General features: G+C 62.4%; 11 protein-coding genes and 1 pseudogene. 5 read left to right on the top strand and 7 right to left on the bottom strand.

What is annotated here, in order from left to right; translation table 11 throughout:
* Genes bcsB through bcsE form a run of 7 tightly spaced genes read right to left on the bottom strand, consistent with a single transcriptional unit; the run spans position 1 to position 9,080 of the window.
* Positions 1–2,280: a cellulose biosynthesis cyclic di-GMP-binding regulatory protein BcsB gene (gene bcsB / locus ABOA88_RS09425; protein WP_367851483.1), complete on the bottom strand. Its 2,280-nt coding sequence runs from the start codon at positions 2,278–2,280 to the stop codon at positions 1–3.
* Complete coding sequence (gene bcsA, locus ABOA88_RS09420; RefSeq protein WP_196170716.1) at positions 2,277–4,889, bottom strand: UDP-forming cellulose synthase catalytic subunit; 2,613 nt, start codon at positions 4,887–4,889, stop codon at positions 2,277–2,279. The genes bcsB and bcsA overlap by 4 nt, the downstream gene beginning before the upstream one ends.
* A complete protein-coding gene (gene bcsQ / locus ABOA88_RS09415) occupies positions 4,886–5,593 on the bottom strand; it encodes a cellulose biosynthesis protein BcsQ (protein ID WP_367851482.1) in 708 nt (235 codons plus the stop codon). Before bcsQ ends, bcsA begins: the two co-directional genes overlap by 4 nt.
* The gene (bcsR, locus tag ABOA88_RS09410; protein ID WP_367851537.1) at positions 5,590–5,808 is read right to left on the bottom strand and encodes a cellulose biosynthesis protein BcsR; all 219 of its coding nucleotides are present in this window, start codon (positions 5,806–5,808) and stop codon (positions 5,590–5,592) included. Before bcsR ends, bcsQ begins: the two co-directional genes overlap by 4 nt.
* Positions 5,805–7,415: a cellulose biosynthesis protein BcsG gene (gene bcsG / locus ABOA88_RS09405; protein WP_367851481.1), complete on the bottom strand. Its 1,611-nt coding sequence runs from the start codon at positions 7,413–7,415 to the stop codon at positions 5,805–5,807. Before bcsG ends, bcsR begins: the two co-directional genes overlap by 4 nt.
* Positions 7,408–7,581 (bottom strand): cellulose biosynthesis protein BcsF, encoded by a 174-nt coding sequence (gene bcsF, locus ABOA88_RS09400; protein ID WP_196170719.1) that lies wholly within the window; start codon positions 7,579–7,581, stop codon positions 7,408–7,410. The genes bcsG and bcsF overlap by 8 nt, the downstream gene beginning before the upstream one ends.
* Positions 7,578–9,080, bottom strand: coding sequence for a cellulose biosynthesis protein BcsE (bcsE, locus tag ABOA88_RS09395; RefSeq protein ID WP_437437089.1), 1,503 nt, complete (start codon positions 9,078–9,080; stop codon positions 7,578–7,580). Before bcsE ends, bcsF begins: the two co-directional genes overlap by 4 nt.
* Before the next feature lie 529 nt (positions 9,081–9,609).
* Between bcsE and ABOA88_RS09390 the strand changes: the two genes are divergently transcribed.
* The 5 genes and pseudogenes from ABOA88_RS09390 (at position 9,610) to ABOA88_RS09370 (ending at position 15,736) form a co-directional block, all read left to right on the top strand.
* On the top strand, positions 9,610–10,302 hold the full coding sequence (locus ABOA88_RS09390; RefSeq protein WP_196170720.1) for a GntR family transcriptional regulator: 693 nt from the start codon (positions 9,610–9,612) through the stop codon (positions 10,300–10,302).
* A gap of 117 nt (positions 10,303–10,419) precedes the next feature.
* Positions 10,420–10,920 (top strand): sigma-70 family RNA polymerase sigma factor, encoded by a 501-nt coding sequence (locus tag ABOA88_RS09385; protein ID WP_196170721.1) that lies wholly within the window; start codon positions 10,420–10,422, stop codon positions 10,918–10,920.
* Positions 10,904–11,884, top strand: coding sequence for a FecR domain-containing protein (locus ABOA88_RS09380; protein WP_367851480.1), 981 nt, complete (start codon positions 10,904–10,906; stop codon positions 11,882–11,884). Before ABOA88_RS09385 ends, ABOA88_RS09380 begins: the two co-directional genes overlap by 17 nt.
* 221 nt (positions 11,885–12,105) lie before the next feature.
* Positions 12,106–14,472 (top strand): annotated as a pseudogene (locus ABOA88_RS09375) (TonB-dependent siderophore receptor).
* Positions 14,473–14,554: 82 nt separating this feature from the next.
* Complete coding sequence (locus ABOA88_RS09370; RefSeq protein ID WP_196170723.1) at positions 14,555–15,736, top strand: PepSY-associated TM helix domain-containing protein; 1,182 nt, start codon at positions 14,555–14,557, stop codon at positions 15,734–15,736.
* The last annotated feature ends 107 nt before the right edge of the window (positions 15,737–15,843 follow it).

The raw sequence follows: 15,843 nt of genomic DNA, 5'->3' as shown, positions 1-15,843 counted from the left end.
TCAGTCAGCCTCACCCAGTCGGCGTCGGGCAGCCCAACGCAGCGCACGCCACAGCAGGAAGGCGAACAACAGCACGCTGATGGTGGCAAGGACCGCGAGCAACAGGGGCTGCTCGGACAAGTGGAACCACAGCAGCAACCACCACGGCAGCTGGCCGACAAAATAATGCTCGCCCACGAACTGGCTGCTCACCCCGCTGGATCGTACCAGGGTGACCGAGCCGGCCACCGCATCGAGCTTGCCGGAGTCGCCGAGCGCCTCACGCAACAGTGCATAGTCGCCGTCGGTGTTGCCCAGCAAGGCGACCACGCTGCGCTGCTCGTGGAAGGGGGACTTGAGCCCGGTAATTGCGCCGATCGGCGCCTGGGCACTGATCGCCACATGGCTGCTGGCCGGCACGGGCGATGTATCGAAACGGTAGCGACCCGGCATGTTGATGGAGCGCCCTTGCGCCAGCCAGTCGCGCTGGGCATTGAGCAGCAGGCCGAGGTTGCGCTCCTGGGCCAGCTCCTGGGGCAATGTGCCGATGACCAGCAGGTCGGCATCCGCCGAGGCCGCTTGCTTCCAGTCATCGATCAGGCGAATGCCCAAGGCCGGGTAACCGACCTGGCCGGCAATGCTGCCTATCACATCGAGCAGAATTCCCACCTGCATCGGCGTCGGCGTGCCCGGCACCAGGACCTGGGTTTCGGACAGGTCGGCCATGCGGCTGAACGGGAAGCCGCTGCGGGCGAAGGCCCGCAGGTCTGGCATGGCGATGTAGTGGTGGTAACCCGAGAGGTCGATGGTGGAGTTCTCGTCGATGGCCGCGCGAACGTCCACCGGCAAGGAGGTCTGGCATTGATCGCGTTGGGAGCTGCCGAGCTTGCTGGCGAAGCTGAAGTCGAAGCGCAGGCGGTTACGGTCGCCGATTTTCAGCGCCGGCACCAATGCCTGCTCGCTCAACGCCGTGCTGTCGCTGGACAGCACGCTCAGGCGCAGCTCTTCGAGCGTGCCGCCACGACGATCGTTGCCCACCAGGGGCATGCTGGTGATGTACTGGTCGTTGACACTGATGGTCAGGCGCGACTCGTCCGTGACCGCTGGCGGCGTGTAGCGATACAGCGTGCGTAGTGGAATGCCCTGGTTGCGCCAGACGAACAGGTCCGGCGGCAAGTTCACGTCAAGGATGATCGCGTTCGGCTGCAAGCCACTGACCTGCAACTGCTGCGGATAATCGAGCAGCTCGGCGAAACGTACCGGACGGTCAGTGCGGGTCCAGTTCGGTGCATCGTACGGCTTGCGCGGCTGCAGATCACTCATCTGCTCGATCTTCACCCGGTCGCCACGGAACAGGTTATTGCCCACCGCCAGTGCCGAGGCTGCCTTGACCAAGTCCTCGTCATTGCGCCCCAGCACCAGCAACAGCTTGCTCCAACGGTCGCTTGGATGGTCGATCAGTTGCACGACCGGACCGTCCACCCGTGGGAACTTCTCGAAATCGGCCAGGAAGGCCGGGCGGCGCTCGTTGCTGGCAAAGACGATCGCCGGCTTGGGCTTGTCCCCTGCCGCCGGCAGGCTGTCGAAGAGCACCGGGAAGGTCGCCTTGCGCCAACCCGCCTGGCTGCCGAAATAGGAGGCGAGAATCGTGGCGGCGCGCTGCTCGCCCAGCGTCGGGCTGGCGGCGAAGACCACCGGCAAGTCGACCTTGCCGGTATCGCGCGCGTCAAAGAACGGTAACGGGAAGAACGCCAGATCGTTTTCCATCGCCAGGGCCTGCTCGCGCAGGTGCACCTCGCTCTTGCGATTGAGGTTCAGCCACAGGCCGCTGTGCGCCGGGTCTTCACAGATGTCGGCGTAGTGCCCGACAAACTCCAGGCGCACCCGGTTGAAGTCGCTGATCAGCTTGGGGTCGAGCGGCAGTTGGCGCTGGACGCGCTGGCCAAGCTGGTCCTTTTCTACCGGCAGCACGCCCATCAGCTCGTCATTTAGGTAGACGCGCAGGTGCGACAGGGTCGGCAGCAGCGCCGGCGATGGGGTGTAGTCCAGCTGCAGGGCCGCCTCGGTGGCGAGGCGGTCGCGACGCAGGCCGAATTCGATCTGCTCGCTGTTGCGCACCCCGAGCAACAGGGTGTCGGCAGGATGCCCGAGCTGCTCGAACGTTCTCGCCACGGGCCAGTTGGGTACCACCGGCTCGGCAACAGCCTCGGGGGTGGGCGGGGTGGTGTCGGCGGTGGCCTGGAACACGCAGGCGAGCAGCGCCATCGCCAGGCCCCAGGTACGTGCGGGGTAACGAGTCATGATGCGTCTCGGGTTAAAAGATTCGTGGAAGGAAGAGGCCGCGGGGTGCGCGGCATGAAGGTGGCCAGCCAGCGCGCCAGCACGACCAGCGGTCGTACCGGCCCCAACAGCCGCAGCGGAACGTACTCGAGCAGTCGCAGGTAGCCGACACCACCCAGCTTCAGGACATCGACCAGGCTTTGCAGCGGGCGATCGTGCTGATGCGCCTCCTGCCAGGCCAGCCATGCGTCGGCACGGGCGAAAGTGCAGTGCACCAGGTCGATGCGTTGCTGTGTGTCCAGCTCATCGAAGGTCAGCCCGAGGTGGCGCCCAACCCGGCGGGTGATCCGTGCATTGAAGGCAAACTCACGCTCCCCTCGACTGAGCAGCAGACGCACGCGGCCACCGGTCTTCGGTGCCAGGCCTTCACCCAGCTCAAGGCCGATACCGCTGTCCGAATAGTCCACCAAGGTGCACGGATAGCCGTGACCGTTCTCCAGGACCAGCGCAGCTGGCAGGTGCATCTGCACCCGGTGCGCACGTCGCACCTGGCGCACCTCGGCAGCCACAGCCGTCGCAGCACCGATGATCAACAGGTTGTAGGTCACCCAGAGCGAACTGACGATGACCGTGCCGATCTCTTCGGTCGGGCCGGTGAACAGGCGCCAGACCGCGAAACCGAGCCCGACGAAGTTGAGCACCGCCAGCAACAGGTAAGGCTGGGCGATACGCCAGTCGAACTGGCTCTCCTCCATCAGCCCGCCTTTGGCGGTGACGTTGAACTTGCCCTTCTTCGGCGCGAACAGGGCCACCGTGGTGGGCCGTGCGATGTACCACGCCAGCACGGTCTCGTAGACCTCGCCCCAGAAGGTGCGCCGGTATTTGCCCTGCATGCGCGAGTTGGTCAGGCTGGCGTGGATCATGTGCGGCAGTACGTACAGCAGGATCATCACCGCCGGGGCGTAGATGATGTAGGCATGCAGCAGCAGGAACGCCAACGGTGCGGTCAGGAATACCAGACGCGGCAGACCGGCCAGGAAGTGCAACATGGCATTGGCATAGCACACCCGCTGGAACAGACTCAGGCCGCGACCGAACAACGGGTTGTCGGTGCGGAAGATCTGGACCATCCCGCGCGCCCAACGAATGCGCTGGCCGATGTGCGCCGACAGGCTCTCGGTGGCCAGACCGGCCGCCTGCGGCAGGCGCAGGTAGGCGGAGTTCCAGCCATGGCGGTGCAGGCGCAAGGCGGTATGGGCGTCTTCGGTTACGGTCTCCACGGCAAACCCGCCGATGTCTTCCAGGGCGGTGCGCCGCAACACGGCACAGGAGCCGCAGAAGAAGGCTGCGTTCCACATGTCGTTGCCGTCCTGGATCAGACCGTAGAACAACTCGCCTTCATTGGGGCGGTTACGGAAGGTGCCCAGGTTGCGCTCGAACGGGTCAGGCGAGAAGAAATGGTGAGGTGTCTGCACCAGCGCCAGGCGTGGGTCCTTGAGGAACCAGCCCACCGTCATCTGCAGGAAGGAGCGCACCGGCACATGGTCGCAGTCGAAGATCGCAACCAACTCGCCGTCGGTGACACCCAGGGCGTGATTCAGGTTGCCAGCCTTGGCGTGCTTGTTGTCGGGACGAATGATGTAGCCAACACCCATTTCCTCAGCGAAGGCACGGAAGTTATCGCGGCGACCATCGTCGAGCAGGTAGATGCGCAGACGCTCGCGCGGCCAGTCCAGGCCCAGCGCCGCGAGCACGGTGGTGCGCACCACCGAGAGGTCCTCGTTGTAGGTGGGGATCATCAGGTCCACGGTCGGCCACTCGGTCAGCTGCTCCGGCAGGTTCGCCGGCTTGCGCTCCAGTGGCCAGCAGGTCTGGATATAGCCCAGGATCAGCACGAACCAGGAGTAGGTCTCGGCAATCAGCAGGGTCAGCCCGCACACCAGGTCCAGCGTGTCGTTCCAGTTGAGCGTGGAGGTGTAGCGCCACCACAGGTAACGGCAGGAGATGATCGTCGAGAGGATGATCAGCATCAGGGTCGGGAAGCGACCGGGCATGTGCCGCACCAGCATGGCGATGCCCCACAGCAGCAGAATGAACATCAGCTGGGCCAGGTAGCCGAATGGCTCGGTCACGCACAGCAGCGCCAGTGCAAGGGCGCACACCGTGAGCACAAAGTAGAACACGCGCCGGGCACCTTTGCTCAGGCCGCGAAGCCGCTGTGCTGCATCACGCTGCCAGGTGCTGGTGCGCACTTGGCCCGGTACCTGGCGCAACCGCTCGACCAGGTGCGCGCGGAGCAGCCGGATGCGTTGCCGCAAAGCGACGGCGCCCTCGCACAAGGCGCGCCAGCCACGTGCCAGCACCGACGGGGCGCGAGGTACCGGCTCGCGCCGGATCAACAACCAGGCGCCCTGGATCAGCAGACGCAGCGGATCGCCCAAAGTCGGGCGCTTACCCGCCACTTGCGGGAACAGCCGCTGACGATCGGCCAGCAACGCTTGCCAGGCCGGGGATTCCAGGCGCAGCAGAAGAAAAGCCAACCAAGTGCCCAAGGTGAACACCAGCGCGGTCAGCCGCCCGGCACCTCGAGTGGTGTAATAGCGGTAGGCGTTCGACGGCGAAAGCTTCACGACCGTCGCCTCGTCAGGCAGCGCACGGCCAGGCTCTGCACATCACGGGAGGCCAGGCTCTGTGGCGCGTAGTGACCGACCGGTGCCTTACAGGCCAGGGCTTCGACGAACGCCTCGTCGCGGTGCACTACCTGCAACGGTAGGCGACTGTGATAAAGCTTGCGCCAGACCATCAACACGTCGCTTTGCAAGCGGCTGGCCGGGTCGAAACGGTTGACCAGCAGCAGATCGAAGCGCTCTGGTACCTGGCGCTCCAGCAGTATGTGACTGCTCATTTCAGCTTCCGCGACCAGCACGCGCACATCCACCGCCAACTCGCTCAGAGCGCCAGTCGACGGCAGGTCGAACAGCAGCCAGTCGAAGTGCCTGGCCAATTGCGCCGTACGCGTGCTCCAGAGGGCGGGGTCGAGCGTTCCAGTCAGCCTGGCCTGGGCCGACTTGCCCACCTCGCCGAACGGCATCACGCACAAGCCGTCGAACACTTCGTAGACCTGCTCGCCAAAAGGACGACCGTCCAGCTCGGCACAGGCCCAGCCGTCGCAGCCAATCAGCGGCAGGTTGAAGTGAAGACCCAACAGGTTTTCCGGGCACAGATCGACCAGCAACACCCGCTCGCCCAACTCCCGCAGGGCATGTCCCAACGCGGCGAGCACAGCGCTACGTCCCAGGCCGCCACGCAGCCCGTGCAGCGCGAGGCTGGTCATCGCGCGGTTGCCTTGGGCGTCGGGGTTATTTCCTGGGCAAGCTCACTCATGGACTTCGCACAGCTTTCGCCCAGCAAGGGCCAGCGCCGCAGGGCCTCGCGCACCCCCACCATCAAGGAAATGTCCTGGTAGTTCAGCTCTGGCATATCCAGATGCTGACGCAACCGGGCGATGTCATCACTGCGATCAGCGGGGTCGGCTTTCCTTGTCATCAGTTGCTCTCCTTCGGGATCGGTTGCCAGCTAGGCTGGCCTTTGAGACGCATATAACTGGTGCCCTGGAAATCCATTACTTGGGCACCTGACGTTTCAGCGACATGTTCGGTGGGGGGCAGGTCTTTCAGCACGCCCGGTAGGTCCAGAACCTGGCCGGCCCCCTGGTTGGCATAGACACGCGACAGCAGCTCGGACAGTGCCAGGTAGCTGGTAGGCGCCGAGACATGCAGGGGTTCGTTGCGCGCCGGTTGGTCCATGCCGATGAACTTGATCCCCACGGGTACGTGGGTGATCGACGGCGTGGGGATCTCGCGCATGCCCGGTAGTTGCATGCGGTCGCCGTGCAGCGCCGCGCCATGTTCTGGCACGATGGCCACGACAACCCGCCGACCGCTGCGCTGCAGCTCATCGAGGAACTTGCCCAAGTCATCGAACAGACGGGTCGCGCGAGTGTTGTAGTCCGCCGCACGCGTACCGCCATCGGCGGTCACCACTCGGTTACCGTCGTGCAGGCTGATGGTGTTGTAGAACAGCGACACATGCGCAGCTCCCGATGCCTTGCGGCGTCCCCACCAACCCTGCAGGACCTCCAGGTCGCTGGCGATCGGCGAGCCGTCGAAACCGACCAGCGAACGGCGGAAGTCGGTGCTCGAAAGCGCCGGCGGCGGCATGTGCTGGCTGGTGATGTCCCCCAGGAAGTCGTCGAAATGGCCACTGTGGTTGAGCAGCGTTTCGCGCTCGAAGCCCAGCCGGGCGAGGTTCTCGAACAGCAGGCACTGCTCGGGCGCCGGCTTGTAGAGCATTTCATGCGAGGGCTGGCCACAGCTGGCCCGCAACACGCGGATCGCGGCCGGGCCACTGTACGAGGTAGCCGAGTTGAACTGGTCGAAGATCACGTCCAGGCGCGAGAACAGCGGGTTTTCATGCAGGCCGACAGCGGAAAGGTCATCCCAGGCCAGGGAGCAGACGTTGATCACCAACAGATCGAAAGGTTGCTCGTCGGGCTTGACCACCGGGAACGCGGTGACCCGCTGACGCTCGCTATCGAAGAAGCTGTCCAGCTTGGCATTGAGCGTGGCATCGTCTGCTGCCACGGCGGCTGCCTCCTGCGTGGCAACGTTGGTCACGACCTGGCGCGAGGTGACCGGCGCGATCGAGGGCAATCCGCTTGCGGCCAGCCACAGCAGCCCTGCCACACTCAGGGTGCTCAGGCGGAACCAGTGTCGCAGGTAGAAATAGCCCACCACCGTCAACAGCAGGGCGCCCATCAAGTACCAGTTGATGAAGCGGCCCAGCAGTTCCAGCATGTAGTCAGGCGTGAAATCGAGCACACCGGGTTGCGCGAGCAGACGTTCGAATGGCGGAAGCCAGGTGTCCTGGTAAAACAAAGCGACGCCGATCGGCACCGCCACCAACTGCCGAACGACACGCAACCAGCGCCCTGGCAGCGGCACCATCAGGAAGGCCGCGAACAGCAGGTTGGGCAATGGCTGGAAATCCAGCAGCCCGGCACCGAGCATGACGAACTTGGCCAGGAAATACAGGTTCCAGGCGCCTAGCCCCGGCCAACGGGACAGTGGGTGGGCGATGACTATAGAACTACTCATGCTTCTCCCCGCGTCGACGCACCCCAGCAGCCTTCATGTGACGCGGCGGCAAACGGTGCTTCAACCACTCCTGCACCCAGGCTTTCAGGCGCAGCAGGACGAACGCCAGGGCCAGCGTGCCAAGCGCACTAATGCCGATGACTTGCAGCAGTTGCTCGAAATTCATGCCTTGCCTCGTCGTGGCAGCGATATGGGCCTAGGCTGCAACACGGCACGGACCTTGGACATCGGCACGGTGGCCGCATCGGCAACCGGCGCCACCGGCTGCGTCTCATCCATGAATGCCGGCGCACCGAGGCTTTCAGGCGTGACAAGCAGTTCCCGGCCGATGAACAACTCCCGCCAAGACAGTTGAAAGATATGATCCAACGCTTGCTCGACGCCTTCGGCGCGGCAAGCGAACAGGAACAGGTACAGCATGTCGTCGACCACGCAGGCGATATCTCCGTCGCGGCGGAAGATACTGCGTGAGCATGCTTGCAAGGAAGACAGGCCAGGAGCGGGGCGCAGCACCAGTAGTTGGTGGACGATTTCCCCGTTGCGCATGCCCTGCCACATCTGCAGCACGGCATCGGCGAAGGCGCGCGGTGAGACCAGGCCCGATATCGGCAGCGGCCGAAGACGAGCCAGCAGCGCATCGAAGTCAGCCGGCAGCCGGCGGCGCCAGGTATAGCCCTGGATGCTGTCGACCTGGGTCAGGAAGCGCGACAGGCTGGCACCGAAAGGCACGATCAGGCTGGCACCGCAGGCCAGCAGCAATTGCTCGTCCTGATAGCGCAGGGTCGGTGCCATTTCGCGCACCACCAGTTTCAGTGCGTTGCCCCGTAACAAGCGCAGGGTATGCAGTTGCCGCGCGAGAACATCCAGCCGCTGCCCGCCGTCCATGGGGAAGATCACGGTGGCTGACACCGCCACACCAGCCCTAGCACCCAGTTCGCTGATGCTATCGAACAATTGCCAGTGCTCGGAGAAGGCCGGCGCACCTTCCAGCACCTGACGCTGGGCCAGGAACAGAAGCTCGTCGCCGCCGGTCTCGGCCAGCGGCTGAGGACGGCCGGCAAGCACGAAACCACCGGTGTGACGCGTCAGTTCGATATCTTCGGTGCCAACGACACCCAGCGCGTTGCGCCAATAATGCAACAGGTAGCGCACCCCCCCCTGGCCACGATAGAGCTGTGCCAGCCCATCGAGGTCCTGGTTGCACCTACGTAGTTGCTCGAGCAGCCAGACACTCTGCCCTTCGCTGACCATCAACAGGACGCTGCCCGCATCACGAAGGCTGTCGGCAATCTCGCGGCACCAACTCCCAATGTCGCTGTCCTCCCACTCCGCCGCCGATACCCGGGCCACGATCACGCGACCGGTCGGGTCGATGCGTGGCAGGTCCTGGGCCAGATGGCGTGCGGCATGGGGCTGGGCCTGGTACAAGGCGAGTTGCCCCGGCCCACGGTCCGGCGCAAGCCCATCGACGATCTCACGCCCCCCTTGGGCACTGTCGATCAGCGTCGCTTTGGCATCGCCTGCCATTGCCTCGATGACCTGGCGACAAATCGCGCTGGCATCTTCGGCCGTGTCACAGGCCACCCAGTACAGTCCTTGAGTGTGGAACTGGCAATGCTCGGCACCCAGGCCGGGGATGGCCACAGAAGGAATGGTTTTCGCCAAAACTATGACTCTGAAATTCAAGACCGACGTTTTACCGATAGATGCCGCACATCCATTTGTCGGAGATCAAAAATATCGGTGCACTTTGTCAGAACGCAAAGCGTCAAAAAAACATCAGACCAAAGAGCACAGCTTCGTAAGCGTCAATTGTACAGCAGTCCCAAAGGATAGTGTCAATTCGCTGGTCGGCATCCTCAGAAGCCAATCCGGCACGCCTGTTCCAGACAGCCTAGACGCCGATTCACAGGAAACAAGTTTCATTGCGTCCACGTGACGATCGTCACAAATCTTCTGAAATCGCCCTGCGCAAACGCTTGCGCATCATGCCTTGTAAAGCTTCAAAAATCGCTGGCTGGAGCGGATTTTCCTCCATGAAAAGTAGCGCTTCCCTTACCCGAGGACTTCCTTCACGATAGCCCTTCTTCGCGCCCTGCCATTCGGCTCAGCGCCTGTAATCGCGTTGGTTTGACACCCCCTTCGCCGCTCTCTAGTGTTATTGGATCCAACTTCTATCAAGGCAGACGTCCACGTGGCCGAAAAACCCCGACTTCTGAAAACTGTTCTGGGCGGCGAACAGGTGCCAGCGCATCTGGCACGCAGCGTGATCGAAGAGCGTCTGCGCAGCGCCATTGTCGACGGTCGCCTGCCGCCTGGGACCGCCCTGCGTCAGCAGGAGATCGCCACGTTGTTCGGCGTCAGCCGCATGCCCGTGCGCGAAGCCCTGCGCCAGCTGGAAGCGCAGTCCTTGCTGCAAGTGGTGATGCATAAGGGCGCCGTGGTTGCCCCTCTGATCGGTGAAGATGCGGTCGATACCTATGAATTGCGAGTCATGCTCGAGTCCGAGGCGCTACGCCAGTCGGTTCCCCTGCTCGAACCAGAAGACATCGCCCTGGCGCGCGGCTATATCCAGCAACTGGAGCACGAAACCCGCCATGCCGAAATCGGCCGCCTCAACCGCTTGCTGCATATGACGCTCTACAGCAAGGCGCGCAACCAGAAGCTGCTGCGCATGATCGAGATCGAGCTCAACGAGGAAGAACGCTTCCTGCGTTTCCACCTGTCGTCGATGGGCCTGGGCAAGCTGACTCAGGACGATCACATTGCCTTGGTCGATGCCGCCAGCGCAAAGCAGGTGGACGAAGCCGTCAGCGTACTGGAGCGGCACCTGAACAACGCATCGCGCACCATTCGCAACTACCTGGACAGCCAGGCAGCCCGCTGAAGCCCGGAGGCAGGGCCCGCAGGACGCGGGCGCCGCTCAAGGCAGTTGCAAAATAATTCCAGCCCGCCAACAATGAGACTTATTATCATTAATATCTGACCCGCACAGCGCGCCTCCATGTCTTTCAGAGATTCCGTGCATACGCTCTACAGCCATCATCACGGCTGGCTGCACAATTGGTTGCGCAGCAAGCTGGGCAATGCCGCCGATGCCGCAGACCTCGCCCATGACACCTTCGTGCGTCTGCTGCAACGCGATCACCTGGAACTCAACGCCCCGCGCGCCTTTCTGCGCACGGTAGCGCGTGGCCTGGTGATTGATCACTGGCGACGCGAAGAGCTTGAACGAGCCTACCTCGAAGCGCTGGCCAACCTACCGCTGGCCGAAGCGCCCTCGGCCGAAACCCGTGAACTGATGCTGGAACTGCTCGAGCGCATCGCTCGCATGCTCGACGGCCTCAAGCCCAAGGTCCGCCGCGCCTTCCTGCTAGCCCAATGCGAAGGACTGAGCCACAAGGCAATCGCCGAACAAATGGGCATCTCCCTGCGCTCTGTCGAACGTTATGTGGCGGACGCGCTGTATCACTGCTACCAGCTGCGTTATGACGATGAGCCATGACCCGATAGGCGCCTGCCCGCCTTCGCCCAAGGTAGTCAAACAAGCCATCCAGTGGCTCCTGCGCCTGCGTGAAAGTGGCCATACCCCTGCGCTGCAGCTGCAATGCGAACAATGGCGCAGCGCCGATCATGCACATGAAGTGGCCTGGCAGCGTGTCGTGAGCCTGCACCAAGATCTGGACCTGCGTGCCATGGCTGGCGTCAACGTCGCCCTACAGACCCTCGAAACCAGCCAACACCGCTTGCACCGACGCCAGGCACTCAAGCTGCTAGGCGGGGTCGCCCTGGTCGGTACGGCTGCCTGGCTGGGCAAGGATCAACAGGCACTGAGCAGTTGGGCCTCGGACTACGCCACAGGCACAGGCGAACGCCGAAACATTGCGCTTGGGGACGGCTCATTGCTACAGCTCAACACCCGTAGCGCCGTGGATTTGGCCTTCGACGAACGACAGCGGCTCATCCAGCTACGCCAGGGCGAACTCATGCTCACTTGCACTGCCGCACAGGGCCCCTTGTTGATCCAGACCCACGATGCCCTACTCGAAGACTTCGGCGGTCAGGTCGTGGTGCGTCAGGACGCCGATTGCACACGCATCAGCGTCAATCAAGGCAAGGTGGCCCTGCACCTGCCCGGTGGCGCTGCATTGCAGTGGGTCACCCCTGGCCAGGCCTGGCGGGTGGATGCCCTCGGGTCGCGACCGATCGAACAACAGCCGATGGACGCCGGCGCCTGGGCCGAGGGGCTGATTGTCACCCGCGACATGCGCCTGGCCGACTTCCTGGCGGAGGTGAGCCGCTATCGCCATGGCTACCTGGGATGCACCGAGGACATCGCCGAGCTGCGGCTGTCTGGCGTGTTCCGCCTGGAGGACACCGACAAACTGCTGCAATTGTTGCCGCAGACGCTGCCGGTACTCGTTCGTCAACGCACCCGCTGGTGGGTCCGCCTGGAACGGCTGGCCTGATTTTTCATTTTCTGCAGGTTTTTCTGGCGGGTTTTTCCCGCAAGTCCGGCTAGGACAGTAAACGACTCCTTCAGCCCTTACCGAACCCACGGACCTTTTCCATGCCAGATGCCTTGTCTCAACTGAATATCGTCGATACGAATGATTTTCGACCTGTCTTGAATTGCGTTTTTCTCGGTCGAGCCATACGCGCAGCCCTACTCAGCACGACCCTCGGCTTCATGGGCGTTGCTCCGCATACCCTGGCCGCCGATCCGGTGGGTATGAACCAGCCGTACTCGATCCCCGCCGGGAATCTGGATGACGTGCTCAACCAGTTCGCCCGCCAGGCGGGCATCACCTTGTCGAGCACCCCGCAGATGACAGGTGAGCGGCAATCGCCTGGCTTACGGGGCCGGTACGCCATCGACCAGGCCCTGCGCCAGTTGCTCAATGGCACTGGGCTGGAAGCCGTCAGCCAAGACGGACGCAACTATGTGCTACGTGCGCAGCCTGAGGATGCTGCGCTGTCGTTGCCAAGCACCGACATCCGCAGCTTCACCCTGGGCAATGCCTTGGGCAGCATGGAAGGCTACAACGCCACTCACAGCCAAGTGGCCACCAAGACCAGCATGCCGATCCTGGAAACCACCCAGTCGGTCTCGGTGGTCACTCGCCAGCAGATGGACGACCAGGGCTCCCAGACCGTCGCCCAGGCCATGCGTTACACCCCCGGCGTCTTGACCAACCCCTATGGCGCGACCCATCGCTACGACTACGTAGCCATGCGCGGCTTCAACGACGGGTCTGTGGATAACATCTACGTAGACGGCCTGAAATCCATGGGCGATAACGGTACCTACAGCACCATGCAGGTGGACCCGTACTTCCTCGAGCGCATCGACATCCTCAAGGGGCCCTCCTCCGTGCTGTATGGCCGCAGCTCGCCAGGCGGGTTGGTGGCACTGACCACCAAGAAGCCACTGTTCGATCCTTACCATCAGATCCAGGCCACAGTTGGCACCCAGGGCCAGCGTGGCATGGGTTTCGACTTCAGCGGCCCGCTGGATGACGATAAACGCATCGCCTATCGCCTGACCGGCCTTGCGGACGCTTCCGACACTCAATTCGATCACAACAAGGAAGAGCGCTACGCGATCGCACCTGCGGTCAGCATCGACTTCAGCGAAGACACATCACTGACCTTGCAGGCCTACCTGCAGCACGACCCCAATGGCGGTTATCACGGCGGAAACCCGGCCGATGGCATGCTGCACCCTCGCAACGGCCTGCGTTTGTCCGACCACTTCTTCGAGGGCGAACCGGACATCGATAATTACGAGCGCACCCAGCAGTCGTTCAGCTACCAGTTCGAACATCGCTTCAATGACGTCTTCACCGCACGCCAGAACTTTCGCTACCAGGATTCGGATGTGTCGATGGACCAGGTCTATTCGGCCGGCTGGGCGGACGCCACCAGCAACATCCTCAACCGCGCTTACACCGGAGGCGACGAACGTCTGCATTCGTTCATCGTCGACAACATGCTCCAGGCGGAATTCTTCACAGGCGCGGCTAAACATACCGTTTTGCTCGGCGCCGACTATCAGCGGCGCAAGGCCGATGTGACCTGGCGCTACGGCACTGTCGATCCATTGGATGCCGGTAACCCGCACTATGGCAACGGCAACCTTCAGGTTCTCGGGGAAAACAACTACCTGCGGCGTCTGCAGCAATCCGGCGTGTACCTGCAGGATCTGGTCGAACTGGACCAATGGCGTATCTCCCTGGGCCTGCGTCAGGACTGGGTCAAGGTATCGGAGGAGAACCGCGACACCGATACCCAGGTCAACGACGACCGTTCCAAGTTCACCACCCGCGCGGGCGTGCTGTACCTGTTCGAAAACGGTATTGCGCCTTACGTGAGCTACTCCTAGTCGTTCAACCCCAACACCGTGTCCGACCAGAGTGGCCGCCCCCTGGCGCCGACCGAAGGCACGCAGTGGGAGGCCGGTATCAAGTACCAACCGCCCGGCACGGACAACTTGTTCACCGCCTCGGTGTTCCGTATCGAGCAGGAGAACCTGGCCTCCAAGCAACCGAACGAAGAGTTCTATCGCGCAGTGGGCGAGGTTCGCTCCCAAGGCCTGGAGTTGGAAGCCCATGTGCAGGTGACTGACAGCCTCAAGCTGATCGGGAGTTACACCTTTACCGACATCGAATACACCAAATCGATGCCGAGCCTGGTGGCCCCAGGCCTGGACAATAAAGGCCGCTCACCGACCCAGGCGCCGGAACAGATGTATTCGCTGTGGGCCGACTACAACTTCCTCCAGGGCCCGCTTGATGGGCTGCGTCTGGGCGGCGGCGTGCGTTATGTGGGTTATAGCTGGGTCGATGCGGAAAACAGCATGAAGGTGCCCTCCTACACCTTGTTCGACGCCTCGGTCGGTTATGACCTAGGCAAGGTCGGGCTCAAGGGCATGGATGTGCGGCTCAATGCCAATAACCTAACCAACGAATCCTACGTCGCTTCTTGCGCGAGCCTGAACTACTGCTACATGGGCGAAGAACGCAATGTCAGTGCCACGGTCAGCTACCAGTTCTGACACTTTCCTTTCCGTGCTCGAAGCCAGCACCTGATCCAGGTGCTGGCTTTTTCGTTTCCGGCGTTTTTCTGGAGCCCTGCAAATGCGTCAACTCTATGTCCTGCTGCACCGCTACCTTGGCCTGGCCACAGCAGCGTTTCTCGCCCTCGCCGGCCTGACTGGCAGTGTGCTGGCCTTCCATCACGAACTCGACGAGTGGCTCAACCCAAGTTTCTACGAAGCCTCGGCCACCGGCGCGCTCCAACAACCCGGCGAGCTTGTGGATAAGTTGCAGACGCAGTATCCGCGGCTTCAGGTCTGGTACATGGAATATCCACAGGAGGCGGGGCACTCCGCGCTGCTGGCCATGGTTCCACGCAATGATCCACAGTCCGGCCAGCCCTATGACGAGAAGAACACCGTGTTCTATCTCGATCCGGTCAGCGGGGAGACTTTGGGTCAACGCTACTGGGGCGAATGCTGCTTCTCGCGCGAGAACTTCATGCCGTTCATTCTGGAGCTGCATTACAGCCTGACTCTGCCGGGCAATTGGGGGATTGTGCTGATGGGTGTGGTGGCGATCCTCTGGGTCGTGGATTGCCTCATCGCTGTACTACTCACCCTGCCACGCGGCCGGCCGTTCTGGCGCAAATGGAGCACCGCCTGGAAGATCAAGGGCGGGCATGCGTATCGACTGAACATGGATATCCACAGGGCCAGCGGTTTATGGCTGTGGCTGCTACTGTTGCCCATCGCAGTCAGCAGTGTGGCGATGAACCTGCCAGCTCAGGTCTTCAAACCCGCCGTCTCGTTGTTTTCACCCGTTGAGCCGAGCGTCTACGAAGCCCGGGGAGTGATGCCCAAAGAAGCACTGGGTGTAACGGAGCTTACCTATCAACAGGTCTACCAACGTGCGCAGGAGGAAGGCGCTAAGCTTGGGTTGAGTGCACCGATCGGTGAGCTCTATTACAGCTTCGAGTACAACTTCTATGGCGCGGGGTTTGGCCGGCATGATACGCAAGCCCATGGTAAGTCCTGGCTATTCTTTCACGGCACCGATGGCCAGCTGATAGGCCAGGAAATAGCTGGCCAAGGCACGTTGGGTGAGCAGTTCTATCGCTTACAGCTTCCCATCCATGGCGGACGCATCATCGGAGTCGCAGGGCAGGTGCTGATTGCGGTTTTGGGGGTGGTGATCGCAGTGTTATCGATCACGGGGGTGTACATCTGGTGGCACAAGCTAAAGGCACGACGTAGCGGCAAGGTGCGCAGAACAGCAATGTGATAGCCGGAAAAGACAAAGCCCCTGTTCGCATCGCGAACAGGGGCTTTGGATTTGAATCTTGACGATGACCTACTCTCACATGGGGAAGCCCCACACTACCATCGGCG

Source organism: Pseudomonas sp. PKS (assembly GCF_051913525.1).
In the GTDB taxonomy this organism is placed as follows: domain Bacteria; phylum Pseudomonadota; class Gammaproteobacteria; order Pseudomonadales; family Pseudomonadaceae; genus Aquipseudomonas; species Aquipseudomonas guariconensis_D.
This window is presented reverse-complemented; position numbering and strand designations above follow the sequence as displayed.

Bases quoted from the DNA above. Each gene is read 5' to 3' on its own strand.
- ABOA88_RS09385 (WP_196170721.1), top strand. From the start codon at position 10,420: ATGTCTTTCAGAGATTCCGTGCATACGCTCTACAGCCATCATCACGGC.
- bcsF (WP_196170719.1), bottom strand. From the start codon at position 7,581: ATGAATTTCGAGCAACTGCTGCAAGTCATCGGCATTAGTGCGCTTGGC.
- ABOA88_RS09380 (WP_367851480.1), top strand. From the start codon at position 10,904: ATGACGATGAGCCATGACCCGATAGGCGCCTGCCCGCCTTCGCCCAAG.
- bcsQ (WP_367851482.1), bottom strand. From the start codon at position 5,593: ATGACCAGCCTCGCGCTGCACGGGCTGCGTGGCGGCCTGGGACGTAGC.
- bcsG (WP_367851481.1), bottom strand. From the start codon at position 7,415: ATGAGTAGTTCTATAGTCATCGCCCACCCACTGTCCCGTTGGCCGGGG.
- ABOA88_RS09370 (WP_196170723.1), top strand. From the start codon at position 14,555: ATGCGTCAACTCTATGTCCTGCTGCACCGCTACCTTGGCCTGGCCACA.
- bcsB (WP_367851483.1), bottom strand. From the start codon at position 2,280: ATGACTCGTTACCCCGCACGTACCTGGGGCCTGGCGATGGCGCTGCTC.